Below are 25,612 nucleotides of genomic sequence, written 5' to 3'. Positions count from 1 at the left end.
CATTCCTGAGAAATGCTTATGTTAAGAAGTGCGGTCCAGTTTGCAGGGTGGATATGCCGGCATCCTCTTACGTTGGCCAGGCCAGTGTATAGATATGCTTTCCTCCATGTGTAGGCCCCTTTAATAATTTCTCGATTTCTTCCGGATCTCTCTGGCTCATATAAGAAGCAGGCGGCAAAACACCCGGAGGGCACGCTGTTAAAATATCATCATGTAATTTTACCAGATAATCACAGACTTTATTAATAGATGCTTTTGCCTTTTCGGGATCTGCTTCCGTTGCATGGCCTAATACCCCCTGGGGAGCTGTTACACACTCAATACCTGCATTACCAACCACACAGTGTCCGGGGATTGGATTTCCATAAATATCTCCGCCCCGGTCTACGTGTCCTGCCGGTAAAATACCATGTACATCGGTATCTTCTGCATCCTCCATATTACAAAGTTCCGGGAAGAGTGCAAGTGAAATACTCTGCTCTGCTTCACATGCATGCTGGAACGGACGGTTATAGGGTCCTCCGTGTTCCTTATCCATCAATGTCTGCCCCATAACACGCGGCAGATCCACAAAATACAGCATTGCCGGAACCTGATATTTTTTGCCCCATTCCTGTAATGCTACCGGAAGAGAATATTCCTGCCCGTGCATACTGATGAAAATCTGTTTCCGAAATCCGGTATTCCAAAATCCGGTGATAATCGCCCTTAACTGTGCAATAAAAATATCATCCGGAAGCGGGATAGTGCACGGCTGTCCAATATGGTGAAATGGATGGGAACCATACCATACCGGTTCAGCAACTGTACATCCAGTCTTTTTTGCTACCATTTCTGCAATACGGCTTACGATAAACGTATCTTCGCCGATGGGTCCGGAATTACCATGATTCTCTGTAGAGCCAACCGGGATAATTACAATATCATCCTTCTCCAATCTTTCCTCTACATCCCTTTTGTTCATTGTCTGATAATACATCTTGTCTGCCGACTCCATATAACCTTTGTTTGGAAAACTCCAATCTGACATAATATTTCCTCCTTTAATTGTGTGTTCTTATATATAATGGCTTATCCACTATTTTCATATTTAAGATACGGACTCTGCCAATGCCCGCAAACGCTGCTGGTAGCTGTCTGTTCCTCTGTTTTCCACCAGGTCGGTTACATATTTCCCTGCATCCATAATTTTATGGAAGTCAATCCCGGTTTCCACCCCCATGCCGTTTAGCATAAACAGGGCATCTTCCGTTGAAATATTTCCGGTAGCACCTTTTATGTACGGACATCCGCCCAAACCAGCCAGCGAAGTGTCAATTTTGTCAATCCCTGCCGCCATAGCTGCCACCATATTCGCAAGTCCCATCCCTCTGGTATTATGCATGTGAAGCATCCAGTCCATTTTCGGAAATGCCTTTCTCAGCTCCATCACTCTGCGGTAAACCAGTTCCGGATTCCCTAGTCCTGCTGAATCGGAGAGTGATACCTGAGCAGCTCCGGCATCTTCGAATGCCTTTACAATCTCTATAATAAAATCAAGTGGTATTTCTCCTTCCCACTGGGATGCAAATGGCAGCGAAATAGACCCGGCGAATCCCATCCGATGATCTCTTGCAATATCTCCTGATTTTGCAAAGCTCCTCATGGATTCAAGAGGTGAACGTCCTGCTCCATCCTGGTTATGCTTTGTACTTGCAGAGACATTCAGTTTGATCTTTCTGCATCCGCAGTCTGCCGCCCTTTTTACATCATCCGGCAGATAAACCAACGCTCTGTATTCTACACCTTGTTTTTTATGAAGCTGTTGAAATACCTTATCTGTATCTTTCATTTTGTACATCGTCTCATACGTTGAAAATGCACCTACTTCCACGCATTTCACACCTGCATCCACTACAGCTTCAATAATTTTCACCTTTTCCTCCACCGAATATATCTTAGGAGCTGTTTGAAATCCGTCTCTGGTGACAACTTCGCACAGTGTTACTTTTTCTGGAAATCCCATCCGTCTCTTCCTCTCTTACTGTCATTTGGAAATTTACCTATTTATTTCCTGCTGACTCTCAATTCCACTTCTTTATTCCCTATCTGATGATGTCATTATACTGCCAGTCAATCCATAAGTCCAATTGAAAAATATCTGCAAATTCATAGTTTTTATCTATGTATTATTTGCAAGTTACCCTAATTCCTTTTCCCCCTTTACATTTCATTATTTTCTATGATACGATAATAAAAACCAGAAACAACAACCCTGCTCCATATGGAAACAGGGCGCAATCTTGAAAGGAGCCTTTATGCGCTTATTAATAAAAAATGGACGAGTGATTGATCCCTCCAGTAAAAAAGATGAGATAGCTGATATTTTAGTTGAAGATGATAAAATCCTTAAGGTAGCTGAGAATATTTGCGAGGACTCAGATGAAATCTTAGATGCAAGCGGGTGTTTTGTCATGCCTGGACTGATTGACCTGCATGTCCATTTACGGGATCCCGGACTGGAATATAAAGAGAATATTGAAACGGGTTCTATGGCTGCTGCCAAAGGAGGTTTTACAACAATTGTTGCAATGGCAAATACACTTCCCGTCATTGACAGCGGCGAAAAGATCTCTTCCATATATGAAAAAGCCGCAAGACTTTCTCCTATTCATGTCCTCCAGGCTGGTGCCGTTACAAAGGGAATGCAGGGTGAAGAATTAGCAGACATTGCTTCAATGGCTGCATGCGGTGCGGCAGCACTGAGTGAAGATGGAAAAACCGTCATGGATGCAGCACTGTATCAGGAGGGCTTACGAACTGCTGCCAAGTTCAATCTTCCTGTTCTGGATCATTGTGAAGATGCTGACCTGAAAGGTAAAGGGGTTATGAATGAATGTGAGACATCCAGAAAATACGGCCTTCCGGGAATCCCCAATGAAGTGGAAGACCGCATTATAGAACGCGATATTCAGCTTGCTGCTGAAACCGGAGCCCGACTTCATATCTGCCACTGTTCTACAAAAGGTTCCGTTGACCTTGTTCGCCAGGGAAAAGATAGAGGCATCAACGTAACAGCTGAAGTTTGCCCCCATCATTTTACATTGACCAGCGGGGACATTCCCCCTGATGATACCAACTATAAAATGGCTCCTCCCCTTCGTTCCAAAGAAGATGTGAACGCATTAATTAAAGGACTGGCTGATGGAACGATTGATACCATTTCCACAGACCATGCTCCCCACGCTGCACATGAAAAGGACAAGGACTGGCGTAAAGCTGCTTTTGGTATCGTGGGTCTGGAGACAGCCGTTGCCCTGACAATCACCCGACTGGTTGAACCGGGTTATCTTACTCCCATGATGATGGCCGAACGCATGAGTACCGCCCCTGCACGTATCCTTGGAATCGATAAAGGCAGCCTGCAGAAAGGGAAGACTGCGGATATCGTCATCATTGATCCTTCCCACGCTTATAAGATTGATAAAAATACTTTTGTCTCAAAAGGACGAAATACACCATTCCATGGATGGGATGTAAAAGGAAAGGTAAGACACACCATTTGTGACGGAAGGATTGTCTATAGCGATTTGTAGTATCATAGTTTTTATCTATGGATTTACCTATATTTTTCAATTAGACTTATATATTAAATTCGGATATAATAAGTTCATCGGTAGAGGATACCGATAAATACTCAAGCGAAAGCTTTGGGTATTTAATACATAAACCTCTGTTCTTTTAATAACTGCTATTCTCTCTATTTACCTCCGCAAGTAAACAGAGAAGAAAACAGTCAGAGGGTTGTCCTGCCCTCAAAAAAGAGGCATAAGCCAGTCTAAAGCATGTTTGAAACTTGCTTTTAACTAGCTTATGCCACTTTTTTATCGTATCAGAACCGCCATTTTACCCATCTGATTGTACAGACTTTCAAAATCCTCCGCATTTCTGACTACAATTCCATCTAAAGGATCATTAATTAAAACTGTTCCTTTTTCTTTATCATATCCACATAATACAACACAATGTTCCCTGCCATACCATCGGTAAGCCCTGCCATTTTCATAATATGTCAAATCAGTATATACCGGCTGCATCATATACATGGTGTTCCACACAATTACGGGATTACCTGCTTCTACATATTTGTACAGCTTTGTAAATGAAGTTCCCGTCAGGTCTGTAGCAGTCAGTCCCGAACGCTTCTCTCTTAGAAATTTATTTGCTGCATTGGTAATGGCGGGCGCATAACACCCTGCCCCATCCCAGGATCTTGGATTTCCAATATACGCTGAGACAAAATTATAGGAACTGTATTCCAGATAATTGTCCGCAATGGTCGTCTTTTTCAGTGGAAATTTATAATAGTTTAATACGTTTGTCAGCGCAACGGATTCACATCCGGTAGGAAGCTCCGGATTTTGCAGGATTGCATCCATACTTAGCTCATAAGAGGAAGCCCTGGTCTTTGTCACAATTCCCTTTGCATTAACATAGTTGTCTCCAACCCACTTCTTCGCTGCCATAATGCCGGTTTTGGTATTAAAATAATATTTCTTTCCGCTAATAGTATGCCATCCTGTATAGCGAACACCGGTTTTCTTATTTGCATAATACGTATTTCCTTTTACCGTAAACCAGCCTTTTTTGGTAACACCTGATTTTTTATAATAATACCACTTCCCTTTAATCTGCTGCCATCCACCCTTAAAGTTTGGAATCCACTTTCCATCCCGTCCAACAAAGTACAGTTTGCTTCCTTTGTCAATCCACTGGTCCGTGACACGATTTCCTTTTTTATCCACATAATAATTCCCAATCCAGCGGTTTTTCAACAATTTACCGTTTGCATCATAGTAGCGGTACGTTCCCTGAGATGTCTTCTTCCATCTCGCATCTGCCGTGACCGGCAGGCATAATAACAGGAACAGTATCAGCAGCGTAATCATTGCCGGTTTCTTTTTCATTTGTATCTTCCCCTATTCTATTTATCTTTCTCTCATTGTATCTTCCTTTTGACTCAATTATAAGTGCAATTACAGTATTGTTATTGTATCAAAACCGCCATCTGACCGGTCAGATCATATATCGCTTCGAAGTCCTCGGCATTACGTTCTATGATACCTTCTAACGGATCATTTACGGTAACGGTTCCCTTCTCTTTATCATAACCGCACAGAACCACACAATGCTCTTTCCTGTACCATCGGTAGGTCTTTCCATTTTCCGTATACGTGGCACCAGTGAATTCAGGCTGCTGCATATACATGGTATTCCATACCAGTACCGGCTGGCCTGACTCAATATACGGATAGAGATCTTCCAATGGGGTTTCCGATATATCTTCCGCCCGCAGCTGAGATTCCTTTTCCTCCAGGTACTTATTCGCCGCCTTTGTAATTGCCGGCGCATAGCATCCCGCACCGTTTCCTGATCTTGGATTACCGACAAAAGAAGAAACAAAATTGTCAGAACTATAATCCAGGTACTGGTCCGCAATCGTTGTTTTCTTCACCGGAAAATCGTAAAATTTTAAAACCATTGCCAATGCCACGGATTCACATCCCGTAGGAAGCTCCGGTTTTTGAAGAATATTCTTCATCGTGATCGTAGCGCTTGACGGCAATTTTTTAGTAACCGTCCCTTCCGGACCCACATATTTTTCACCAACCCACTGATTCATTGCCATTACCCCCGTTTCAGGATCAAAATAATATGTCTTATCATCTATAACATACCAGCCGCTAAGCCTCTGCTGTGTAGTTTTATTCACATAGTATTTTTTTCCGTCCACCGTAAACCAGCCGGTCTTCAAAATGCCCTCATCCGTGTAGTAATACCACTTTTTATCTATCTCGTACCAGCCTTCGGACAACTCTTTTATCGCGTTTCCGTCTGCTCCCAGAAAGACTTCTTCATCTCCCTGCAGTACCCACATATTTTTTGCACGTCTCCCTTTGATATCTACATAATAATCTTCTGTCACTTCATTTTTTATTAAATGTCTGTTCAGATCCAATGGAGGTATATCACTGGCTTTTATCTTTTGTACTTCGTTTTCTTCACTAGGTTTCTCGTCTGTCTGTTTTTTTGTCTGTATCTGATTTTCTGTCTGTATCTGTGTCTGTGACTCTGTCTGTGTCTCTGTCAGAGATTCTGTCTGCAGTTCATTATCTTCTGAGTTTTGTTTCATCCACTGGTTTAGGTCCAGCCAGTCCAGATTGTCTTTTGCCTTGTCTTTAAGGCCATTTAGAATCTGGTCCGTACTATCCTGCTTATTCTCTCCCAGAGATTTGGCACTGATGGGAAAACTTACAGCCATCACTACCAGGATCACTGCGCAGGCAGCCCATTTCTTCTTCATCGGCAGATTCTCCTATTCTCATTTACATCTCTCTATTTTATAATGCCTTCCGTGTTTTTGCAAGCCACTATTCCCGAAATATTCTTTTTCTATCATACCTTTTCCTTTATTTATGCCCCTGCATGCAGAATTTAGTCGTATTTAACCGAATTTGCAAAACAAGTGTCTGGGTGACGGGTAAGTGGGGATGATTGCCCGCACACTGCTTCCCTTTCTCACCGAAACCCAACACACACGGTAAACTTAGAAATAATAATCCAAAAAGTAAAATACACTTGACATTTAATGTAAAGCGCACTATACTTTAATTGTAAAGTTAACTATACATTTAAGCATAGAATTGGATCTGCTATCTACAAATACAAATCTAAATACAGCGGAGTATAATTATAAATTGCTCGGAAAGGAAGTGGATGGTTGCAAAATCGAATTCAGATACTTAGAAAAGAAAGACGAATCACACAAAGCGAACTGGCTGATGCGGTGGATGTCACACGTCAGACCATAATTTCCCTGGAAAATGGGAAATACAAATCATCTTTGGTTCTGGCTCACAAGATTGCCCAGTACTTTCAATTAACTATTGAAGATATTTTTATTTTTGATCTGGAGGAGGAAAATATATGTTAATGAAAACCTTAGCACCTACTGCTGCAAATGATCAGGAATTTACCAACATCCTGAAAAAACGTACTGCCTACTTTTTTATTATGATCGCCCTTGGCATAATAACGATTCTATGCTCACTCTATTTCTCATCGGGAAATCATGCTTATCTTTCTGACTATTCTAAAGGACTGTACTGCGGTATGGGCACCGGGTTGATTTTGGGCGGAATCCTGTTAATCGTCAAAATCCGGTTTACCTTAAAGGATAAGAAAAAAGTTCATACTGCAAGACTGAAGGAGCAGGATGAACGCAACCAGGCAATTGCCCAGAAAGCAGTCCACTCAGCGTTGCTTATACTTCTTATACTGATATATCTGGCGATGTTAATTTCCAGTTTCTTTAACCTGGTTATCTTTAAAACACTGCTCTGTACAGCCATGGCATTCATGCTTCTGCTTGCAATAACGAAGTTTTATTACCAGCATAAATATTAACAGTCATTTTTAACTGTAAAAGTATAATAGGCAGGTGATTGAAATGATGAATGAAAACCCAAAAATAAAATTACTCATTATCGGATCTATGTTTATTCTCACCTCTAATCTGATACGTATGGTAAATTTCACATTTTTTCCGGAAGAACTTTCCCACTTTATCTCAGGCTTAGGAACGGGACTTATTTTCACAGCAGCTTTTTTTCTGATTATTTCCCCACGTACCGTCTGCAGGATTAAGTCTTGGAAAAAATCATTGTCAAAGGTACTGCTGCGCAGGTCTCTTTGAATTGGGTAAAGGCAGCTGTATATGCGGAAGAATTCTATCCAAAAAGGTATACGAAGGATTATTGCCGTTCGTATACCTTGATTATACTCCATTTACTATATTATCTTTTTCGACTGCTTAAAAATTTTCATTTCAATTGTGTCAATATCTATCAATATATGGAGCCCTTCTGGAATTCCATTTTATTCAGCCTCCATAAATTGAATTTTCCATTGTCTGCTTTTATCATCATTTCATGCACGCTTTCATTGGGATAAAATCTCGTAGTCATTACTTTTTCACCTTCATTTATAAAGATCTCCAGTATTGAGTTATCCACAAGTAAGTGTATCTTTTCCATTTTATCCACAAGCACTGCTCTTAAGGTTCTCCCGGCAGCCAGTCTGCCATGTAAACTTAGAACTACCTTCCTGCTGACCGGATCATAGCTGATGGACAGATCTTCTGCAATCCGTATTTCAAAACCCCCGGTTACAAAAAGCTCCAATTCATACATTGATAGATCTTTTTTCACATAACTGCCTGCTATTTCTCCCGTTATTTTTTCCTGACGGAGCATTTGCAATTCCTCTGCAGGCCGTTGGTAAATCTGTCCGTTTTTCCATTCCAGTACCCGTGGTACACTCAGACAATGCTGCCAGTTTTCTTTCTGTGCCGTAGGATTTTCATAATCTGCATCCGGCATACCTGCCCAGCCGATCATAACCCGGCGCCCTTTTTCATCCTGAAATGTCTGGGGCGCGTAAAAATCAAAGCCAAAGTCCAGCTCCGTAAAATCCCCCAGCCTGCACCGTGACGTGATCTTTTTATCTGCCGCAAAATAACCGCATTGATAAAGATTCTGGTACCTGATTCCCTCTGACTCTACACCCTGAGGGCAGACAGCAAGAATATTCATCCCATCCAATGGAAAATAATCGGGGCATTCCCACATATATCCAAATGGTAACTCACTGGTTATCCGATCCCGTATCTGCCAGTTTACTTTATCTACTGATTCAAAGACCAGTACTTCCCCAAAATCGTTTCCCGGCGCAGATCCCTGCCTTCTGGCTCCCTGTACCATATAATAACGATCATGCTCACGCCAGACTTTCGGATCCCTTACATGGCAGGTACAATCGGGTGGATAGTTCTTATTTGTCATAATACAGTTCTTATTTTCAAAGTGCAATCCGTCTTTACTGACTGCCAGCACAGTATTGGATTCTCTTCCATTATTTACATAGTCATAATCGCCTAAATGTTTCACGTTGCCGGTATAGTACAAATACATCGTATCATCTTCTATATATGCCGATCCTGAATAGACTCCATGACAGTCATAAGGCTGATCTGCATAGAGGGCGGCTCCCAGATACTTCCACTCCGTCAGATTCTTACTTTTATAATGTCCCCAGAACTTTACTCCGCCATTTTCATCAAAGGGAGAATATTGAAAAAAAACGTGATAGTCTCCTTTATAAAAACAAAGGCCATTGGGATCATTCAGCCATCCGGTTACCGGCATCAGATGAAATCCAGGGCGCCAATGATCCTCATCCCATTTCTTCCAGGCATTCTGCTCCTTCTCCGCCACAAGCTTCATCAAATCTCTGTTCATCGCATTCATAATACCGCTCCTCTGATATCTTAAATTAGCAAATCTCAATAATTACATCCTGTTCTTCTGCCGGCTGCCCGGTTTTACAATTTACACTTTCATAGTCATCGGTATTTGTGACAATCACCATTGTAGTTGTATCGTATCCGGCTTCCTCGATACATTTTTTGTCGAACTCCAGAAGCAGGTCACCCCTCTTCACCGCTGCATCTTCTTTCGTATATGCTTTAAAGTGTTCTCCTTTCAGATTCACCGTATCTATCCCAACATGGATTAAAATTTCCAGACCGTCCTGATTGGTAAGCCCTATGGCATGTTTCGTTTCAAAAAATGTGGTGACTGTTCCATCAAAAGGTGCAACCACCCGATCTGCATAAGGCAAAATTCCAACTCCTTTGCCCAACATTTCCGAAGCAAATGTTTCATCCTTTACTTCGGATATGGGAATGACGTTACCTTTCAACGGACTGAAAACAGTTTTATTGTCAGTTGCTTCCGGTAGGATTTTCTCACCCTCTTCTATCTGATTTTCACTGTTAACTTCTTTTTGATTTTCCCTGTTAACTTTTATTTGATTTACACTTTCCACTTCTTTAACCTGATTCTTATAACCAAATAGCCACGTAAGTACAAATGCCGTACCCGCTGAGATCAGCATCATGATCAGGTAATGTGCCGGCTGGTTCAGACAAAGCAGAATACCAAAGATCCCGGTTACTCCTGTCCCTGTGGCTCCAAGTCCAACCACAGATGCATAGAGGGCACCGCATGCACCCCCTATGGATGCCATGATAAAGGGCTTAACAAAGCGAAGGTTTACACCAAAAATCGCCGGCTCTGTAATGCCCATAAATGCACTTAATGCAGACGGAACGGCCATTGCTTTTATTTTCAGGTCCTTTGTCTTAATTGCCACAGCCAGTGTTGCTCCACCCTGTGCCATATTTGCTGCCGAGGCAAGAGGCAGCCAGAAGGTCATTCCAAATTTTGCAATCTGTCCCAGATCTATGATGGTATACATGTGATGTACCCCGGCAACTACGGTTGTAGCATAGGCGCCGCCCATGATAAAACTGCCAATACCAAGTGGCAGGGCAATCAGCCACTGGACACCATCTAAAAGTCCATTTTCAACAGTTACAAAAACCGGACCTATGATAGAAAGTGTTAAATATCCGGTGACAAATACGCTGACTAACGGCGTAACAAACAGATCCAACATGGCAGGCACAATTTTATGAAGCCTTTTTTCAATCTGTGCAAGAACCCATACGGATATAATTACAGGAATGACATGTCCCTGGTATCCTACCATATCTACACTGTATAGTCCAAACCAGACACTCTGTGTAGCCTGCACTCCTTCGGTTGCCACTGACCAGGCATTCTGCAGATCCGGATGGATCATGATCATACCGATTACTGCGGACAAAAACGGATTGGCACCAAATACTTTACCTGCACTGTATGCAATGAGAATCGGTAAAAATGTATATGCCGTATTACTGAAGATTTTTGCAAAGACATAGATGGAACCGGAAGTATTAATATCCAGGAATCCATTGGCAACCATAAAGTTTAAAGCTTCCATGATTCCCATTAAAAAGCCGCTGGCTACAATAGCCGGGATAATTGGAACAAAGATATCACCCAGAGTTTTAATCAGTCTCTGCAATGGATTCGCCTTTGATGCTGCAGCCTGCTTTAATTCTTCTTTACTGCTTTCTGAGATATCTGCAATTTGAATAAATTCATCATAGACTTTATTCACCACACCCGTACCCAGGATAATCTGCATCTGCCCCTGGGCGAAAAAGACTCCTTTCACCCCGTCTATATTTTCTACCTTTTCCTTATCCGCTTTTCCATTATCGGATATAACAAGACGAAGTCTTGTTGCACAATGGGCTGCTGAGATTAAATTCTCTTTGCCGCCGATCTGCTCATAAATCTCCCGTGCCACTTTTCTGTAATCCATTTTTCTCCTCCTTCATATGTTATCGATCTCACATAATGTTGAATTATTACCATATAATATTCCCTATAATTATGAGAAATATTATATGGTATCGATCCCATTTCTTTAATTGTATTTTACACGCTTTTCTCCGAATTGTAAATTATGAAACTAAGCTAAATTTCAGGGATTGTTTTTGTATAAATTTACTAATAGCCTGCAGACCAGACATTCAAAAAAGATACCGCAACTGGCAGATCCCAATATGCGGCATTTTTTATCTTTATTAATGGTTTATTTCTTGCTATATTTATTATTTCCTTTATTACTGATCTTCTTTTTTTCTTACAGAATTCCTTTGAATAATTTCATAGCCCAGTTTAAGCTTTTTTACATGGGTTTCTTTTGCATCAATAAGATTTACCAGCATTTCGGCTGCTTCCTGTCCGCTCTGTTCATAAAAATATCTGGCTGTGGTCAGTTTTGGCGTAATAACTTTTGAAAACTGGCTGTCACCCATGCCCACGACGGATATATCTTCCGGTATGCGCAGTCCTTTTTCCTTAATACATTCAATAGCGCCAAGTGCAATACTATCGGTAACGCACACCACTCCATCCAGATCCGGCTTCTCTTCCAGGAGCTGTCTCATCTGCCGGTAGCCGGATTCTGCATTAAACTCGCATACACGCATGGCTTTCCTATCCACGTCTCCGCCTGACGCCTTAAGCGCATTCAAAAAGCCTTCTTTACGATTCACACCTACCGCACGATCCTTTTCGGTAACTCCCAGATAACCGATATTACGGCAGCCTGCCTGTATCATACTCTCTGTCAAATCCCTTGCTGCGTGATAATCATCATGAAAGACACTGCAATACCCTTCCAGTTCCTGTCCCAATATCACAACCGGTGCATCCAGAGATTTTAATTCTTCAATATGCTTCTTCGTAAATACTGTAGCAATGAACACAATACCATCCACATGGTTGTTACGAAAGACATTGATATATTCCAGTTCCTTCTGTAAATTGTTTTCTGTATTGCCAAGCAATATATGATAACCGTTTTTTGTAAGTATCTGGCTGATTCCATTTACCATATTGCTGATTGACTCAGAACTGATCTTTGGCACGATAACACCGATCAGCCTGGACTTCTTGGTACGAAGAGCCTGAGCGGACATCGATGGTACATAACCAGTCCTCTCTATTACATCACGGATCTTTTCCCTTTTCTCGTCACTTATGTAGCCATTATTAAAATACCTGGAAACCGTAGCTCTGGAAACCCCTGCTAATTCCGCTATTTCGCTGATATTCATAATGTTTTCTACCTTCCTTATAACAATTATTTATTTTGAGGTATCGATTTCATAACAACTGTAAAAAAGCTCCCGCTAAAAATCTAGCGGGAGTCTACTGCTCTTATACAAGCTCTAACAGAACTTCCATAGCTGCATCACCTTTACGAAGGCCAATCTTTACGATTCTTGTATAACCACCGTTACGGTCTGCATATTTAGGAGCGATTTCGGTAAATAATTTATCTACTAAATCAACCTGTTTTGCATTTGCTTTCTTACCAGCTGCTTCCTTCGGTACTTCCTTTACAGGATAAAGTACTTTTAACATCTGTCTTCTGGCATGAAGTCTGGAAGCATTGTCTTTTTTAATTTCTTTTTGAACTTCATCATAAACAGTAACTTTCTTACCATCTACAACTTCTTTCACTCTTTTGCCATCTTTGTCTTTACGAGCTACTTTAGCAGTAACTGTAACAGTTTCAAAGTTGTCTCTTTCTCTAACAGCCATAGCAATTAAGCCTTCTGCAACTTTGCGGATTTCTTTTGCTTTGGTTTCTGTTGTAACGATCTTACCATTGTGGAGTAAAGCGGTAACCTGATTTCTGATCAATGCTTTTCTCTGACTGGAAGTTCTTCCAAGTTTTCTATAACCTGCCATTTTATATTTCCTCCATATGTGGAACATTTAAGAATGCTCTTCGGGCTTACTTCATAAATGCTTTCTTGTCCATAATGTTTTTATTATTATCGCCTGGCACAGGTACCTTCCCGAAGCTAGTTCGGGAAGTATTCACCAGCAACTATTCGTCGCTTGGGTTCAACTGTAATCCAAGTTCTTTCAATTTTCCTAATACTTCTTCTAAAGACTTACGTCCTAAGTTACGAACCTTCATCATATCTTCCGAAGTCCTGTTACACAATTCTTCTACGGTATTGATACCGGCTCTCTTTAAGCAGTTGTAAGAACGAACAGACAGCTCTAATTCGTCAATGTTCATTTCTAACACTTTCTCTTTTTCATTGTCTTCTTTTTCAATCATTACTTCTGCGGATTTCGCATTTTCTGATAAGTCAATGAATAAGCTTAAATGCTCACTTAAGACTTTCGCTGCAAGGCTGACTGCTTCATCAGGAGCTAATGTTCCGTTCGTATATACGTCTAATGTCAGTTTATCGTAATCGGTAATCTGGCCTACACGTGTATTCTGAACAGTCAGGTTAACACGTTCTACCGGAGTGTAAATAGAATCCACTGCAATTACACCAATCGGCATATCATCGTTTTTACCCTTATCAGCACTTACATATCCTCTGCCTTTTGTAATGGTAAGTTCCATGTATAATTTGCTGTCTGCACCACCATTTAAAGTTGCGATGACTAAGTCAGGATTGAGAATCTCAATGTCCTGGTCTGCCTGAATATCAGCAGCTGTTACCACGCCTTCGCCTTCAAATTCGATGTATGCAACCTTAGCTTCATTCGTCTCACTGTTGTTCTGAATCGCCAGTGATTTGATGTTCATAATGATCTCAGTGACATCTTCTTTTACACCTGGAATCGAGCTGAATTCATGTAACACGCCTTCAATCTTCACCTGGCTTACTGCAGCTCCCGGTAATGAGGAAAGCATGATTCTTCTAAGAGAATTACCAAGCGTCGTTCCGTAACCTCTCTCTAAAGGTTCCACAACAAATCTTCCGTAGGTCTTATCGTCTGATATCTCAGCTATCTCAATTTTTGGTTTATTAAAATCGAACACTATAAAAGCCCCTCCTTTTGGGTTATCATTTTTTTGAGGGTGACGAAATCACTTTAAGGATTATTTAGAATACAACTCGACGATAAGCATCTCATCAACTGGAACATCAATTGCTTCTCTGGCTGGTGCTTCTTTAACAGAAATTTTTAAAGCTTCTGCTTCAGTATCTAACCATTCAGGAACAAGTCTTCCACTTGTTGCATCTAAAATATCTTTGTATCTCTGAGAACCTTTGCATTTCTCTTTGATTTCGATAGTATCGCCTGCTTTTACTAAATAAGAAGGGATATTAACCTGTTTGCCGTTTACTAATACGTGCTTGTGGTCAACGATCTGTCTAGCTTCTTTTCTAGTTCTTGCAAGTCCTGCACGGAACAATACGTTGTCTAATCTGCACTCTAATAAGATCATTAGGTTAGGACCAGTCATACCCGTCATTTTCTCAGCTCTTTTATAGTAGTTTCTGAAAGGTTTTTCTAAAACACCATAAATGAATTTTGCTTTCTGTTTTTCTCTTAACTGCAAACCATACTCACTCATTTTACGGTTTGCTCTTCTTAATTCTCTAGTGGATTTTTTATCTATTCCTAAGTAAATTGGATCTAATCCAAGTGATCTACATCTTTTAAGAACAGGAACTCTATTAACTGCCATCTTACTCTACCCCTCCTATTAGACTCTTCTGCGTTTTGGTGGACGGCATCCATTATGTGGAACCGGAGTCACGTCTCTGATACTAGTTACTTCAAGACCACATGCCTGAAGAGCACGAATCGCTGCTTCACGTCCTGAACCTGGTCCTTTTACCATAACATCTACAGTCTTAAGACCATGTACTAATGCTGCTTTTGTAGCTGTTTCAGCTGCCATCTGTGCAGCATATGGAGTAGATTTCCTTGAACCTCTAAATCCCAGACCACCAGCACTTGCCCATGATAAAGCATTTCCTTCAGCATCAGTTAATGTTACGATTGTGTTATTGAAAGATGACTGAATGTGTGCCTGTCCGCGTTCAACGTTTTTCTTTACACGCTTTTTTGTCACTTTTTTGGTAACTTTTTTAGCCATTTTAAACTAACCTACTTTCTCATATTCTTTAATAAAGTTTGTAATTTTCGTAAATACAATATTATTTCTTCTTGTTAGCAACTGTTCTCTTAGGACCTTTTCTGGTTCTTGCATTGGTCTTTGTCTTCTGTCCACGAACCGGAAGTCCTTTTCTATGACGGATTCCACGATAGCATCCGATTTCCTGTAATCTCTTGATATTAAGAGCGATTTCTCTTCTTAAATCACCTTCTACAGTCTGTGTTTCATCAATTACGTCACGAATTCTTCCTACTTCTTCATCAGTTAAATCTCTGACACGAGTGTCCGGATTAACCTTTGCAGATTCCAGAATTTTTGTTGCACTTACTCTACCAATTCCGTAGATGTAAGTTAATCCAATTTCTACACGTTTTTCTCTTGGTAAGTCTACACCAGCAATACGAGCCATGTAATATTTCCTCCATTTTCTTGTAAGATTACGATGCCGCGCAGCCCATGCCTTTTGCATGTCTGAAATGTGTGCGCCTTTCGAAACCTTAATTATATTGTCCTTAATTGAGGCACGGATAGATGGTCCTGCCCAGCCGCATTGAAATACGACCTTTCCGAATGCCCCCCATTACTGAACGAGGTGGTATGCATGCATCCGGTATTATAAGCAATATATGGTGGAGCGAGTCTCCACTTTATATTGTCATCAGCAGTAACAACACACCCTGGTGAGTCCTGCTGCAGCCGCACTAAAATAAAACTTTACAAACAGATCTTATCCCTGTCTCTGTTTGTGCTTCGGATTTTCACAGATTACTCTGATACTTCCTTTTCTTTTGATGATTTTGCATTTTTCGCAAATAGGTTTCACTGATGATCTAACCTTCATGGTAAATCCTCCTTTCACACCATTTAACGCCCGGTATTTGGGCAAACTGCGACACCGAAACATGGTGTCTTCACAAAAAGTTCGACTCAAATTATATCACGAATATATTGGAAATGCAAGCAAAATATTGACTTTTTTTACTTATCTCTCCAAATAATACGGCCTTTATCTAAATCGTACGGTGATAATTCGATTGTAACCTTGTCACCCGGAAGTATACGGATGAAATTCATACGTAACTTTCCGCTGATGTGTGCTAAAACTACATGCTTATTCTCTAATTCTACTTTAAACATCGCATTTGGTAATTTTTCTAACACAGTTCCTTCTACTTCAATAACATCTACTTTTGACATTTAAAAACCTCCTGAAACTTTCTTCACCTGATTGACATTATCTATTTTCTGTGATTTACGATAATGCTTAATTACTCGTTTGATATCTTCATTTTTAAGTGAATCCATAGGTGCACCACACAAATCTTCTGGAATCATGCGGATCACCTGGATATGTTTTTTCTTCTTTTTCTTGGGACGCTCAAGGGGTTTCACCTTTCCATCCGTCAGATATACATATTCACCATCTATGGCACTTATTACATACAGACAGTCTTTATCATGGCCGGCTCTTGATACAGCCAGCATTCCTATCTCAAATCTTTCCATTTTTTGCCCTCATTATTCATAAATATGTCCCAAAGTTAAAATTTCGGGCTCATCTTCAGTAATCAATACTGTATTTTCATAATGGGCAGACCAGGAACCATCCTCTGTCACTACCGTCCAATCATCATCCAGCCATTCGACATCGTATCGTCCGGCATTAATCATTGGCTCTATTGCCAGGGTCATTCCAGGCTGAAGGCGGATACCTCTGCGCTTTTGGGAAAAATTAGGGATTTGTGGATCCTCATGCAGGCTGGTGCCGATTCCATGGCCAACCAGGTCACGAACCACTCCGTAGCCAAAGCTCTCAGCATATGCTCCAATAGCGGCTGAAATCTCATGCAGATGATGCCCTGCCCTTGCAAATTTGATACCTTCAAAGAAAGACTGTTTTGTTACTTCAATCAGTTGTTTCGCTTCCTTACTGATTTCGCCCACCGCATGGGTTCTGGCTGCATCCGAATGAAAGCCTTTATAGATAAGTCCTGCATCTAAGCTGACAATATCCCCTTCCTGCAGGATACGCTTTTTAGAAGGAATTCCATGTACGACCTCGTCGTTAACAGAAACGCAGATAGATGCCGGATATCCGTTGTAATTCAGAAAATTAGGAGTACAGCCAAAGCTTCTGATAATCTGCTCGCCAAGCTGATCAATTTCCCAGGTAGATATCCCCGGTTTGATTGCCTTTGCCAATTCATTATGAGTAATCTCCAGTAATCTTCCAGCTTCTCTCATAAGTTCAATTTCTTTTGCAGACTTTATTGTTACTGACATAGTGTTACACTCCTAATATCTGTACGATAGCTGTAAATACGTCTTCCATATCTACCGTGCCATCTACTTCTTTTAATATTTGTTTGCTGCTGTAATACTCAATTAACGGCTGTGTCTGATCATGGTATACATCCAGACGCTTCTTAACAGTCTCTGGCTTGTCATCTTCTCTTAAGATCAGCTTTTCGCCGTCAATGTCACAGAATCCTTCCTCTTTGGGAGGGTTATATGCAACATGGTATGTAGCACCACAGCCTACACAGGCTCTTCTTCCGCCCATACGGTTAATGATATTTTCGTCCGGAACTTCCACATTAATTGCATAATCAACTTTATCGCCTAATTTAGCAAGTGCTGCATCTAATGCTTCTGCCTGAGGAATTGTTCTCGGGAAACCGTCCAGAACATAGCCATTCGCACAATCACTCTGCTGTACTCTGTCTACTACCAGATCCACTACCAGTTCATCCGGTACTAATAATCCCTGGTCCATGTAAGTTTTTGCTTTTTTACCCAGTTCCGTTCCGTTCTTGATATTAGCACGGAAAATATCACCTGTTGAAATATGCGGTATCTGATACTTATCCGCTATTTTCTTAGCCTGTGTTCCTTTACCGGCTCCTGGTGCACCTAACATGATAATCTTCATACTTTACCCCTGCCTTTCCTTGGACATTTATGATAATCCATCCTATCTGCTCAGAACCATGAACAGATATAATCCATCCTATATAGCATTTAAGTGCACTACCCACCTATCGTTACCTGCCTGCGCAGATAACGATAAGTGATGCAGTACACTGTTTACTCACTTAAGAAGCCTCTATAATTACGTACTAACATCTGTGATTCAATTTGCTTTAATGTCTCCAGAACAACACCTACGATGATGATGATGGATGTACCACCAAAGGAAACATATGCACCAAATACTCCATTAAAGAAGATTGGAATTATAACAACAATTGTAAGTCCTACAGCTCCTAAAAATACGAGATAATTTAAAATTTTGTTTAAGTAGTCTGTGGTTGGCTTACCAGGACGTATACCCGGAATAAATCCACCCTGCTTCTTCATATTATCCGCTACTTCAATTGGATTAAAAGTAATGGATGTATAGAAATAAGCAAAGAAAATGATCAGGACAATGTACAGCACCAAACCAACCGAATAAATCGGCTGTTTCGGGCTAAACCAGTTGTTCTGGCTCATCATTCCAAGGATTGTAGCGCCAACACCAGTTCCTCCGGTCTTTCCTAAGAACGATGCGATTACAGTCGGCATAGACATCAGGGAAGACGCAAAGATAACCGGGATAACTCCGGCTGTATTTACTTTTAACGGAATATGTGTGGACTGGCCTCCGACCATCTTCCGGCCCTGCATTTTCTTTGCATACTGAACAGGGATCCTTCTCTGTGCATCATTCAATAGTATAACTAAAACAACGGTAACTACTATAACTGCCAGGATTACTAACGCTGCCAGTGAACCACGGGCAACTGATTTTCCTTTTATGAATGTAGTATACAGTGAAGATAAATCTGAAGGGACTCTTGAAAGAATATTAATCATCAATACGATAGAGATACCGTTTCCAACACCCTTTTCAGTAATACGTTCACCAACCCACATTAAGAAAGCAGAACCAGCTGTTAAGGAAACTACAACCATAAATGCTTTCAGGAAGTTCATATCCGGAATTAATCCTTTGTTACCAAAACCAATTGCCATGGCAATTGATTCAATTAATGCTAAAGCAACCGTTACATAACGGGTAATAGCAGTAAGTTTCTTCCTGCCATCTTCCCCTTCTTTTTGCATTTCCTCTAACTTTGGAATTGCAATGGTAAGAAGCTGGATAATGATCGAAGATGTAATATAAGGTGTAATATTCAAAGCGAATATTGACATCTTCTCGAAAGAGCCACCGGTAAATGCACTAAAGAAATTAAATGCATCTCCGGTCTGGTTTGCAAACCAATTGGCTAAGAATGTTCGATCCACTCCTGGAACAGGAAGCTGAGAGCCCAATCTTATTACTACCAGCATCAAAAACGTGAAGAAAATCTTTTTTCGTACTTCCTTAATTTTAAATGCATTTCGTAGCGTCTCTAACATTAGATCACCTCTGCTTTTCCACCAAGTGCTTCTATTTTAGTTTTTGCACCTTCACTGAAGGCATTTACTTTAACAGTAAGCTTCTTTGTAAGTTCACCGTTGCCAAGTATCTTAACACCATCTTTTGGACTTTTAATAACACCTGCTTCCATTAATGTTTCAATGGTTACTTCGGTATCATTTTCAAATCTTTCAAGCTCGCTAACGTTGATTGCTTCAATGTCAAGAGTATTTCTGTTCGTGAAACCTCTCTTCGGAATACGTCTGTATAAAGGCATCTGTCCACCTTCGAAGCCAATTCTTGTTGCTCCTGAACGAGCCTTCTGTCCTTTATGACCTTTACCAGCAGTTTTACCGTTTCCTGAACCGTGTCCACGTCCTCTTCTGAAGTTATCACTTTGTCTTGAACCTTCAGCAGGCTGTAAATTTGATAAATCCATCACGACACCTCCTTATCAATAATTTAGATTTCTTCTACTTTCACTAAGTGCTGTACTTGTTTAACCATTCCCATGGTAGCTGCGTTGTTTGGTAATTCAACTGATTTATTAACTTTTTTCAGTCCCAAAGCTGCTACAGTGGCACAATGTTTTGGAATAGCACCAATTGTAGATTTAACTAATGTAACTTTTACTTTATCTGCCATTTTTCAAATCCTCCTTACGCCAGAATCTCTTCAACAGATTTTCCGCGAAGTCTAGCAACTTCTTCAGGAGACTTGATCTGTCTTAAGCCTTCGATTGTTGCAAGTACTACGTTTTGTTTATTGTTTGATCCTAAAGATTTTGTACGGATGTTCTTGATGCCTGCAAGCTCAAGTACGCTACGTGCAGGACCACCAGCGATAACACCGGTACCTTCAGGAGCTCTCTTTAACAATACGGAAGCACCACCGAATTTACCCTGAAAATCATGTGGAATACTAGCATTGTCATCTAAAGATACATTGATGAGCTTTTTAGCAGCATCTTCTTTTCCTTTACGGATAGCTTCTGGAATCTCAGTAGCTTTACCAAGTCCAGCGCCAACGTGTCCATTGCCATCACCAACAACTACCAAAGCTGTAAAACGGAAGTTACGACCACCTTTAACAACTTTTGTAACACGTTTAATTGATACTACTTTTTCATTCAATTCTAAGCTGCTAGCATCAATAATTGTATGTTTCATGTGTTCTACCTCCTAAAATTCTAGACCAGCTTCTCTAGCTGCATCTGCTAATGCTTTGATTTTACCCTGATATATGAAGCCGCCTCTATCAAAGACAACAGTTGTAATACCTTTTTCCAAAGCCTTTTTTGCAATAACAGTACCTAAATATGCTGCTGCATCAACGTTATTGGTCTTTTCCAGTTCCGCTTTAACATCCTTCTGAAGGGTGGAAGCTGAAACAAGCGTATTTCCAACTGTATCGTCAATAATTTGAGCATACATATGATTATTACTTCTAAACACTGCTAAACGTGGTCTTTCAGTAGTTCCGCTGAAACGATTACGAATTTTCAGGTGTTTTTTTTCGCGAACTTTTGTTCTGGATTCTTTATTAACCATTTTTACACTCTCCTTAATTATTTCTTACCAGTCTTACCAACTTTACGTCTAATAACTTCATCAGCATATTTAATACCTTTTCCTTTATAAGGTTCCGGTTTTCTCTTCTCTCTGATTTCAGCTGCGTATTGGCCAACTTTTTCTTTATCGATACCTTTTACAACGATTTTATTTCCTTCTACAGTAGACTCTAATCCTTCTGGATCGATCATTTCTACCGGATGGGAATATCCAAGTGATAATGTTAATTTCTTACCAGCTTTTGCTGCTTTGTAACCAACACCGTTTACTTCAAGAACTTTCTGATATCCTTCACTAACACCAACAACCATGTTAGAGATCAGAGTTCTTGTTAAACCATGTAATGATTTCATTTTCTTTAAATCGTTTGGTCTGGAAACAACAACCTGACCATCTTCTAATTTGATATCCATTTCAACAGGTAATACTCTTTCAAGTGTACCTTTGCTACCTTTAACAGTAACTTTATTGCCATCTGCAATTTCAACAGTAACGCCTGCCGGAACTGCTACTGGCATTCTTCCGATACGTGACATTTGATATGTCCTCCTTACTTAAATTTTCGGAAAGGTCATAGACCTTTCTGTTTTCAGTAACTTCTAATAGTTCACAGCCTACCAAACAAATGCAAGTACTTCTCCACCAACCTGAAGCTTTCTAGCTTCTTTATCAGTGATAACACCCTGGTTTGTAGAAATAATTGCTACTCCTAAACCTCCAAGTACTTTAGGAAGTTCTTCCTTGTTTGCGTAAACACGTAAGCCCGGTTTAGAAATTCTCTTTAGACCTGTTATGATCTTCTCATTTTTATCTGCACCGTATTTTAAGGTGATACGGATTGTATTAAAGTTTCCATCTTCTACGATATCATATTTTGCAATATAACCTTGATCTAAAAGAATATTTGCAATAGCAATTTTCATTTTAGAAGCAGGTACATCTACTGTATCATGTTTAGCAGTATTTGCATTACGAATTCTTGTAAGCATATCTGCGATTGGATCGCTCATTGTCATTTAAGTTGCCTCCTCTCTACTTCTTTATCCTACCAGCTTGCTTTTCTCACACCTGGGATCTGTCCTTTGTATGCTAATTCACGGAAGCAGATTCTGCAGATTCCGTATTTTCTTAAATAAGCATGTGGACGTCCACAGATTCTACAACGGCTGTATTCTCTTGTAGAGAATTTTGCCGGACGTTGCTGTTTGATTTTCATTGCTGTTTTAGCCATGAAATTTCCCTCCTATAACTATTTAGTAAACGGCATATTGAACTGTGCCAATAATTCACGAGCTTCTTCGTCAGTCTTAGCAGTCGTAACGAAAATTACGTCCATACCTCTAACCTTGTCTACTTTATCGTATTCGATTTCAGGGAAAATTAACTGTTCTTTAATACCCAGTGCGTAGTTACCTCTTCCATCAAATGCGTTAGGGTTTACACCTCTAAAGTCACGTACACGAGGTAATGCTAAATTGATCAGACGATCAACAAATTCATACATTCTCTCGCCACGAAGTGTTACCTTACATCCGATTGCCATACCTTCACGGATTTTGAAATTAGCAACAGAATTCTTTGCTCTGGTAAGAACTGCCTTCTGTCCTGCAATGGTTTCCATGTCTTTTACAGCAGTTTCTAATAATTTGGCATTATCTTTTGCTTCGCCAACGCCCATATTGATAACAACCTTATCAATTTTCGGTACTTCCATTACATTTTTATATCCAAATTTTTTGATCATAGCATCTACGATCTCATTATTGTAAGTTTCTTTCAGTCTACTCAACTTGTGCGGCCTCCTCTCTTAATTAATCGATCACTTCGCCAGTTGCTTTCGCAAAACGAACTTTTTTGTCTCCATCCATTTTAAAACCAACTCTTGTTGCTTTACCTTTGTGAAGCAGCATTACGTTTGAAACGTCAATAAAGGCTTCTTTATTAACAATTCCACCCTGCTGATTCGCTGCTGATGGTTTTGAATGCTTTGTAATCATGCTTACGCCTTCCACAAGTACTCTACCTGCTTTTACGTCTACAGCAAGAACTTTGCCTTCTTTATCTTTATCTTTTCCAGCGATTACTTTTACAGAATCGCCCTTTTTAATTTTCATAGCTGACATTATTTTGGCACCTCCTTATAATACTTCAGGAGCTAAGGAAACAATTTTCATGAATTGTTTTTCACGAAGCTCTCTGGCTACTGGTCCAAAAATACGAGTTCCTTTTGGATTCTTGTCATCTTTGATGATAACAGCAGCATTTTCGTCGAATTTAATATAAGAACCGTCTTTACGACGAGCGCCTTTTACTGTACGAACAACTACAGCTTTTACAACATCACCTTTTTTTACAACACCGCCTGGTGTTGCATCTTTAACGGTAGCTACGATAATGTCGCCGATATTTGCATATCTTCTGGTAGATCCACCCATAACTCTGATACAAAGTAATTCTTTGGCACCAGTGTTATCAGCAACTCTAAGTCTACTCTCTTGTTGTATCATGCTGATATACCTCCTATACTATTTAACTCTCTCGATGATTTCCACAAGTCTCCATCTTTTATCTTTGGATAATGGTCTTGTTTCCATAACTTTTACGGTATCACCAATGTTACATTCATTTTTTTCATCATGTGCTTTTAATTTATATGTTCTCTTTACGATCTTTTTGTAAAGAGGATGTTTAACATGGTCTTCTACTGCAACGACAATTGTCTTATCCATTTTGTCGCTAACAACTTTACCAGTACGGGTTTTTCTAAGATTTCTTTCCACGTTATTTACTCCTTTCATGGTATAAGCACGCCACGAGACTATCCCGAATATCGTGCGAATCTACACCCACCCCACTCCTGAAAGTGTTTCCTGGTCCAGTGGATTTGGTGTATCCTTTATTATTGAGCCTTCTCAGTGATCACTGTCTGAATTCTAGCGATGTTCTTGCGAACTTCTTTAATTCTGCTTGTGTTATCTAACTGATTGGTTGCGTTCTGGAATCTTAAGTTAAAAAGTTCCTTTTTAGCAGCTACTAATTCTTCATTTAATTCTGCAGCTGATTTGCTTTTTAAATCTTCTACAAATTTATTAATTTTCACTGTTATCACCGCCTTCTAAGTCTGCGCGAGAAACGATCTTACATTTACAAGGTAATTTATGCATAGCAAGACGTAATGCTTCACGTGCGATATCATCTGGAACACCTGCAAGTTCGAACATTACACGTCCTGGTTTTACAACTGCTACCCAGTATTCTAATGTTCCTTTACCGGAACCCATACGAGTTTCTGCTGGTTTAGCTGTTACTGGTTTATCTGGGAAAATCTTAATCCAAACCTTACCACCACGTTTGATGTAACGGGTCATAGCAACACGGGCTGCTTCGATCTGGTTTGATTTGATCCAACATGGTTCTAAAGCGACAAGTCCATATTCTCCGTTTGAAATCGTATTTCCTCTAAGTGCTTTACCAGCCATAGAACCACGGAACTGTTTACGACGCTTTACTCTTTTTGGCATTAACATTATTTATCGCTCCCTTCCTTTGTTCCTTTAGTTGGAAGTACTTCGCCTTTGTAGATCCAAACTTTTACGCCTAATTTGCCGTAAGTTGTATCTGCTTCTGCGAATCCATAGTCAATATCTGCTCTAAGTGTCTGAAGTGGAATAGTACCTTCGCTGTAGAATTCTGTACGAGCCATATCTGCTCCGCCAAGACGTCCTGCAACTGCTGTTTTGATACCTTTCGCTCCGGATCTCATTGTTCTGGTCATAGTAGATTTCATTGCACGTCTGAAAGAAACACGGTTTTCTAACTGTAAGGCAATGTTTTCTGCTACTAACTGAGCATCTTTATCCGGTCTTTTTACTTCTTTGATATCAACGATAACTTTTTTATCTGTAAGCTTCTGAACTTCAGCTTTTACTTTTTCAATTTCAGAACCACCCTTACCGATAACCACACCTGGTTTTGCAGTATGAATGATTAATTTCACTCTGTCAGATGCTCTTTCGATTTCAATCTTAGATACACCTGCGCTATATAACTTTTTCTTCAGGTATGTTCTGATTTTGTGATCTTCTACTAAATAGTCAGCGAAGTCAGCCTCAGCATACCATTTGGAGTCCCAGTCTTTAATAACTCCGACTCTTAAGCCGTGAGGATTAACTTTTTGTCCCATGAT

General features: G+C 40.3%; 35 protein-coding genes. 3 read left to right on the top strand and 32 right to left on the bottom strand.

All coding sequences use genetic code 11. The features are described 5' to 3' along the window. Positions 1-67 precede the first annotated feature (67 nt). A complete protein-coding gene (gene iolN / locus QR40_RS05740; protein ID WP_027296215.1) occupies positions 68-1,030 on the bottom strand; it encodes a 3-dehydro-scyllo-inosose hydrolase in 963 nt (320 codons plus the stop codon). Positions 1,031-1,090: 60 nt separating this feature from the next. Further along, positions 1,091-2,005 (bottom strand): beta/alpha barrel domain-containing protein, encoded by a 915-nt coding sequence (locus QR40_RS05735; protein ID WP_044293853.1) that lies wholly within the window; start codon positions 2,003-2,005, stop codon positions 1,091-1,093. A gap of 292 nt (positions 2,006-2,297) precedes the next feature. On the opposite strand from QR40_RS05735, the gene QR40_RS05730 reads away from it, so the two are divergent. Next, on the top strand, positions 2,298-3,575 hold the full coding sequence (locus tag QR40_RS05730; RefSeq protein WP_044293851.1) for a dihydroorotase: 1,278 nt from the start codon (positions 2,298-2,300) through the stop codon (positions 3,573-3,575). 288 nt (positions 3,576-3,863) lie between these two features. Here the strand turns inward: QR40_RS05730 and QR40_RS29535 are convergent, their stop codons facing one another. Both QR40_RS29535 and QR40_RS29530 read right to left on the bottom strand, forming a co-directional pair. Continuing rightward, entirely contained in the window at positions 3,864-4,946 is a 1,083-nt protein-coding gene (locus QR40_RS29535) for a C39 family peptidase (RefSeq protein WP_052430713.1), read from the bottom strand. Positions 4,947-5,026: 80 nt separating this feature from the next. Then, positions 5,027-6,343 (bottom strand): C39 family peptidase, encoded by a 1,317-nt coding sequence (locus tag QR40_RS29530; RefSeq protein ID WP_052430712.1) that lies wholly within the window; start codon positions 6,341-6,343, stop codon positions 5,027-5,029. Between the two features lie 417 nt (positions 6,344-6,760). Here QR40_RS29530 and QR40_RS05715 point away from each other — a divergent pair, with 417 nt between their 5' ends. Further along, the gene (locus QR40_RS05715) at positions 6,761-6,973 is read left to right on the top strand and encodes a helix-turn-helix transcriptional regulator (RefSeq protein ID WP_027296212.1); all 213 of its coding nucleotides are present in this window, start codon (positions 6,761-6,763) and stop codon (positions 6,971-6,973) included. Next, a complete protein-coding gene (locus tag QR40_RS05710; RefSeq protein WP_027296211.1) occupies positions 6,967-7,446 on the top strand; it encodes a DUF2178 domain-containing protein in 480 nt (159 codons plus the stop codon). Before QR40_RS05715 ends, QR40_RS05710 begins: the two co-directional genes overlap by 7 nt. A gap of 440 nt (positions 7,447-7,886) precedes the next feature. Here the strand turns inward: QR40_RS05710 and QR40_RS05700 are convergent, their stop codons facing one another. The 28 genes from QR40_RS05700 to rpsC all read right to left on the bottom strand — a co-directional run bounded on the left by QR40_RS05700 (position 7,887) and on the right by rpsC (position 25,609). Beyond that, positions 7,887-9,347, bottom strand: a complete 1,461-nt coding sequence (locus QR40_RS05700; protein ID WP_044293848.1) for a glycoside hydrolase family 32 protein — start codon at positions 9,345-9,347, stop codon at positions 7,887-7,889. A gap of 25 nt (positions 9,348-9,372) precedes the next feature. Further along, the gene (locus QR40_RS05695; RefSeq protein WP_044293846.1) at positions 9,373-11,316 is read right to left on the bottom strand and encodes a PTS sucrose transporter subunit IIABC; all 1,944 of its coding nucleotides are present in this window, start codon (positions 11,314-11,316) and stop codon (positions 9,373-9,375) included. Positions 11,317-11,620: 304 nt separating this feature from the next. Next, the gene (locus QR40_RS05690) at positions 11,621-12,640 is read right to left on the bottom strand and encodes a LacI family DNA-binding transcriptional regulator (protein ID WP_330373666.1); all 1,020 of its coding nucleotides are present in this window, start codon (positions 12,638-12,640) and stop codon (positions 11,621-11,623) included. Positions 12,641-12,722: 82 nt separating this feature from the next. Then, positions 12,723-13,259: a bL17 family ribosomal protein gene (locus QR40_RS05685; protein WP_027296206.1), complete on the bottom strand. Its 537-nt coding sequence runs from the start codon at positions 13,257-13,259 to the stop codon at positions 12,723-12,725. A gap of 142 nt (positions 13,260-13,401) precedes the next feature. Beyond that, complete coding sequence (locus QR40_RS05680) at positions 13,402-14,361, bottom strand: DNA-directed RNA polymerase subunit alpha (RefSeq protein WP_027296205.1); 960 nt, start codon at positions 14,359-14,361, stop codon at positions 13,402-13,404. Between the two features lie 60 nt (positions 14,362-14,421). Beyond that, on the bottom strand, positions 14,422-15,015 hold the full coding sequence (gene rpsD / locus QR40_RS05675) for a 30S ribosomal protein S4 (RefSeq protein WP_027296204.1): 594 nt from the start codon (positions 15,013-15,015) through the stop codon (positions 14,422-14,424). A gap of 18 nt (positions 15,016-15,033) precedes the next feature. Then, entirely contained in the window at positions 15,034-15,429 is a 396-nt protein-coding gene (gene rpsK / locus QR40_RS05670; RefSeq protein WP_027296203.1) for a 30S ribosomal protein S11, read from the bottom strand. Positions 15,430-15,490: 61 nt separating this feature from the next. Next, positions 15,491-15,859 (bottom strand): 30S ribosomal protein S13, encoded by a 369-nt coding sequence (gene rpsM, locus QR40_RS05665; protein ID WP_027296202.1) that lies wholly within the window; start codon positions 15,857-15,859, stop codon positions 15,491-15,493. Positions 15,860-16,177: 318 nt separating this feature from the next. Next, complete coding sequence (rpmJ, locus tag QR40_RS05660) at positions 16,178-16,291, bottom strand: 50S ribosomal protein L36 (RefSeq protein ID WP_003497809.1); 114 nt, start codon at positions 16,289-16,291, stop codon at positions 16,178-16,180. A gap of 137 nt (positions 16,292-16,428) precedes the next feature. Then, complete coding sequence (gene infA / locus QR40_RS05655) at positions 16,429-16,647, bottom strand: translation initiation factor IF-1 (RefSeq protein ID WP_027296201.1); 219 nt, start codon at positions 16,645-16,647, stop codon at positions 16,429-16,431. Then, a complete protein-coding gene (locus QR40_RS05650) occupies positions 16,648-16,956 on the bottom strand; it encodes a KOW domain-containing RNA-binding protein (RefSeq protein ID WP_044293842.1) in 309 nt (102 codons plus the stop codon). 12 nt (positions 16,957-16,968) lie between these two features. Then, positions 16,969-17,733 carry a type I methionyl aminopeptidase gene (map, locus tag QR40_RS05645; RefSeq protein WP_044293840.1) on the bottom strand — a complete coding sequence of 255 codons (765 nt, stop codon included), beginning with the start codon at positions 17,731-17,733 and terminating at the stop codon, positions 16,969-16,971. Positions 17,734-17,737: 4 nt separating this feature from the next. Next, positions 17,738-18,382, bottom strand: a complete 645-nt coding sequence (locus QR40_RS05640) for an adenylate kinase (RefSeq protein WP_044293838.1) — start codon at positions 18,380-18,382, stop codon at positions 17,738-17,740. Positions 18,383-18,537: 155 nt separating this feature from the next. Beyond that, a complete protein-coding gene (secY, locus tag QR40_RS05635; RefSeq protein WP_027296197.1) occupies positions 18,538-19,854 on the bottom strand; it encodes a preprotein translocase subunit SecY in 1,317 nt (438 codons plus the stop codon). Next, complete coding sequence (rplO, locus tag QR40_RS05630) at positions 19,854-20,294, bottom strand: 50S ribosomal protein L15 (RefSeq protein ID WP_027296196.1); 441 nt, start codon at positions 20,292-20,294, stop codon at positions 19,854-19,856. The genes secY and rplO overlap by 1 nt, the downstream gene beginning before the upstream one ends. A 23-nt stretch (positions 20,295-20,317) precedes the next feature. Continuing rightward, the gene (gene rpmD, locus QR40_RS05625) at positions 20,318-20,500 is read right to left on the bottom strand and encodes a 50S ribosomal protein L30 (RefSeq protein WP_027296195.1); all 183 of its coding nucleotides are present in this window, start codon (positions 20,498-20,500) and stop codon (positions 20,318-20,320) included. Between the two features lie 14 nt (positions 20,501-20,514). Continuing rightward, positions 20,515-21,024 carry a 30S ribosomal protein S5 gene (gene rpsE / locus QR40_RS05620; protein WP_044289690.1) on the bottom strand — a complete coding sequence of 170 codons (510 nt, stop codon included), beginning with the start codon at positions 21,022-21,024 and terminating at the stop codon, positions 20,515-20,517. 12 nt (positions 21,025-21,036) lie between these two features. Continuing rightward, on the bottom strand, positions 21,037-21,405 hold the full coding sequence (gene rplR, locus QR40_RS05615) for a 50S ribosomal protein L18 (protein WP_027296193.1): 369 nt from the start codon (positions 21,403-21,405) through the stop codon (positions 21,037-21,039). Between the two features lie 17 nt (positions 21,406-21,422). After that, on the bottom strand, positions 21,423-21,962 hold the full coding sequence (gene rplF / locus QR40_RS05610; RefSeq protein WP_027296192.1) for a 50S ribosomal protein L6: 540 nt from the start codon (positions 21,960-21,962) through the stop codon (positions 21,423-21,425). Between the two features lie 78 nt (positions 21,963-22,040). Next, positions 22,041-22,442, bottom strand: a complete 402-nt coding sequence (rpsH, locus tag QR40_RS05605; RefSeq protein ID WP_027296191.1) for a 30S ribosomal protein S8 — start codon at positions 22,440-22,442, stop codon at positions 22,041-22,043. Between the two features lie 29 nt (positions 22,443-22,471). Further along, the gene (locus QR40_RS05600; protein ID WP_027296190.1) at positions 22,472-22,657 is read right to left on the bottom strand and encodes a type Z 30S ribosomal protein S14; all 186 of its coding nucleotides are present in this window, start codon (positions 22,655-22,657) and stop codon (positions 22,472-22,474) included. 18 nt (positions 22,658-22,675) lie between these two features. Next, on the bottom strand, positions 22,676-23,215 hold the full coding sequence (gene rplE, locus QR40_RS05595; RefSeq protein WP_027296189.1) for a 50S ribosomal protein L5: 540 nt from the start codon (positions 23,213-23,215) through the stop codon (positions 22,676-22,678). A 22-nt stretch (positions 23,216-23,237) separates the two neighbouring features. Beyond that, positions 23,238-23,549, bottom strand: a complete 312-nt coding sequence (rplX, locus tag QR40_RS05590) for a 50S ribosomal protein L24 (protein WP_044293836.1) — start codon at positions 23,547-23,549, stop codon at positions 23,238-23,240. A 15-nt stretch (positions 23,550-23,564) separates the two neighbouring features. Continuing rightward, entirely contained in the window at positions 23,565-23,933 is a 369-nt protein-coding gene (gene rplN, locus QR40_RS05585; protein ID WP_027296187.1) for a 50S ribosomal protein L14, read from the bottom strand. Positions 23,934-23,951: 18 nt separating this feature from the next. Further along, entirely contained in the window at positions 23,952-24,206 is a 255-nt protein-coding gene (gene rpsQ, locus QR40_RS05580; RefSeq protein WP_027296186.1) for a 30S ribosomal protein S17, read from the bottom strand. A gap of 119 nt (positions 24,207-24,325) precedes the next feature. Next, positions 24,326-24,526: a 50S ribosomal protein L29 gene (rpmC, locus tag QR40_RS05575; RefSeq protein WP_027296185.1), complete on the bottom strand. Its 201-nt coding sequence runs from the start codon at positions 24,524-24,526 to the stop codon at positions 24,326-24,328. Next, positions 24,516-24,953 (bottom strand): 50S ribosomal protein L16, encoded by a 438-nt coding sequence (rplP, locus tag QR40_RS05570; protein ID WP_027296184.1) that lies wholly within the window; start codon positions 24,951-24,953, stop codon positions 24,516-24,518. Before rplP ends, rpmC begins: the two co-directional genes overlap by 11 nt. Continuing rightward, positions 24,953-25,609, bottom strand: a complete 657-nt coding sequence (rpsC, locus tag QR40_RS05565; protein ID WP_027296183.1) for a 30S ribosomal protein S3 — start codon at positions 25,607-25,609, stop codon at positions 24,953-24,955. Before rpsC ends, rplP begins: the two co-directional genes overlap by 1 nt. Positions 25,610-25,612 lie beyond the last annotated feature (3 nt).

It is taken from the genome of Robinsoniella peoriensis (genome assembly GCF_000797495.1).
GTDB classification, from domain to species: Bacteria; Bacillota; Clostridia; order Lachnospirales; family Lachnospiraceae; genus Robinsoniella; species Robinsoniella peoriensis.
This window is presented reverse-complemented; position numbering and strand designations above follow the sequence as displayed.

Bases quoted from the DNA above. Each gene is read 5' to 3' on its own strand.
- iolN (WP_027296215.1), bottom strand. From the start codon at position 1,030: ATGTCAGATTGGAGTTTTCCAAACAAAGGTTATATGGAGTCGGCAGAC.
- QR40_RS05735 (WP_044293853.1), bottom strand. From the start codon at position 2,005: ATGGGATTTCCAGAAAAAGTAACACTGTGCGAAGTTGTCACCAGAGAC.
- QR40_RS05730 (WP_044293851.1), top strand. From the start codon at position 2,298: ATGCGCTTATTAATAAAAAATGGACGAGTGATTGATCCCTCCAGTAAA.
- QR40_RS29535 (WP_052430713.1), bottom strand. From the start codon at position 4,946: ATGAAAAAGAAACCGGCAATGATTACGCTGCTGATACTGTTCCTGTTA.
- QR40_RS29530 (WP_052430712.1), bottom strand. From the start codon at position 6,343: ATGAAGAAGAAATGGGCTGCCTGCGCAGTGATCCTGGTAGTGATGGCT.
- QR40_RS05710 (WP_027296211.1), top strand. From the start codon at position 6,967: ATGTTAATGAAAACCTTAGCACCTACTGCTGCAAATGATCAGGAATTT.
- QR40_RS05700 (WP_044293848.1), bottom strand. From the start codon at position 9,347: ATGAATGCGATGAACAGAGATTTGATGAAGCTTGTGGCGGAGAAGGAG.
- QR40_RS05695 (WP_044293846.1), bottom strand. From the start codon at position 11,316: ATGGATTACAGAAAAGTGGCACGGGAGATTTATGAGCAGATCGGCGGC.
- QR40_RS05685 (WP_027296206.1), bottom strand. From the start codon at position 13,259: ATGGCAGGTTATAGAAAACTTGGAAGAACTTCCAGTCAGAGAAAAGCA.
- rpsD (WP_027296204.1), bottom strand. From the start codon at position 15,015: ATGGCAGTTAATAGAGTTCCTGTTCTTAAAAGATGTAGATCACTTGGA.
- rpsK (WP_027296203.1), bottom strand. From the start codon at position 15,429: ATGGCTAAAAAAGTTACCAAAAAAGTGACAAAAAAGCGTGTAAAGAAA.
- rpsM (WP_027296202.1), bottom strand. From the start codon at position 15,859: ATGGCTCGTATTGCTGGTGTAGACTTACCAAGAGAAAAACGTGTAGAA.
- rpmJ (WP_003497809.1), bottom strand. From the start codon at position 16,291: ATGAAGGTTAGATCATCAGTGAAACCTATTTGCGAAAAATGCAAAATC.
- infA (WP_027296201.1), bottom strand. From the start codon at position 16,647: ATGTCAAAAGTAGATGTTATTGAAGTAGAAGGAACTGTGTTAGAAAAA.
- QR40_RS05650 (WP_044293842.1), bottom strand. From the start codon at position 16,956: ATGGAAAGATTTGAGATAGGAATGCTGGCTGTATCAAGAGCCGGCCAT.
- map (WP_044293840.1), bottom strand. From the start codon at position 17,733: ATGTCAGTAACAATAAAGTCTGCAAAAGAAATTGAACTTATGAGAGAA.
- QR40_RS05640 (WP_044293838.1), bottom strand. From the start codon at position 18,382: ATGAAGATTATCATGTTAGGTGCACCAGGAGCCGGTAAAGGAACACAG.
- secY (WP_027296197.1), bottom strand. From the start codon at position 19,854: ATGTTAGAGACGCTACGAAATGCATTTAAAATTAAGGAAGTACGAAAA.
- rplO (WP_027296196.1), bottom strand. From the start codon at position 20,294: ATGGATTTATCAAATTTACAGCCTGCTGAAGGTTCAAGACAAAGTGAT.
- rpmD (WP_027296195.1), bottom strand. From the start codon at position 20,500: ATGGCAGATAAAGTAAAAGTTACATTAGTTAAATCTACAATTGGTGCT.
- rpsE (WP_044289690.1), bottom strand. From the start codon at position 21,024: ATGAAACATACAATTATTGATGCTAGCAGCTTAGAATTGAATGAAAAA.
- rplR (WP_027296193.1), bottom strand. From the start codon at position 21,405: ATGGTTAATAAAGAATCCAGAACAAAAGTTCGCGAAAAAAAACACCTG.
- rplF (WP_027296192.1), bottom strand. From the start codon at position 21,962: ATGTCACGTATCGGAAGAATGCCAGTAGCAGTTCCGGCAGGCGTTACT.
- rpsH (WP_027296191.1), bottom strand. From the start codon at position 22,442: ATGACAATGAGCGATCCAATCGCAGATATGCTTACAAGAATTCGTAAT.
- QR40_RS05600 (WP_027296190.1), bottom strand. From the start codon at position 22,657: ATGGCTAAAACAGCAATGAAAATCAAACAGCAACGTCCGGCAAAATTC.
- rplX (WP_044293836.1), bottom strand. From the start codon at position 23,549: ATGTCAGCTATGAAAATTAAAAAGGGCGATTCTGTAAAAGTAATCGCT.
- rplN (WP_027296187.1), bottom strand. From the start codon at position 23,933: ATGATACAACAAGAGAGTAGACTTAGAGTTGCTGATAACACTGGTGCC.
- rplP (WP_027296184.1), bottom strand. From the start codon at position 24,953: ATGTTAATGCCAAAAAGAGTAAAGCGTCGTAAACAGTTCCGTGGTTCT.
- rpsC (WP_027296183.1), bottom strand. From the start codon at position 25,609: ATGGGACAAAAAGTTAATCCTCACGGCTTAAGAGTCGGAGTTATTAAA.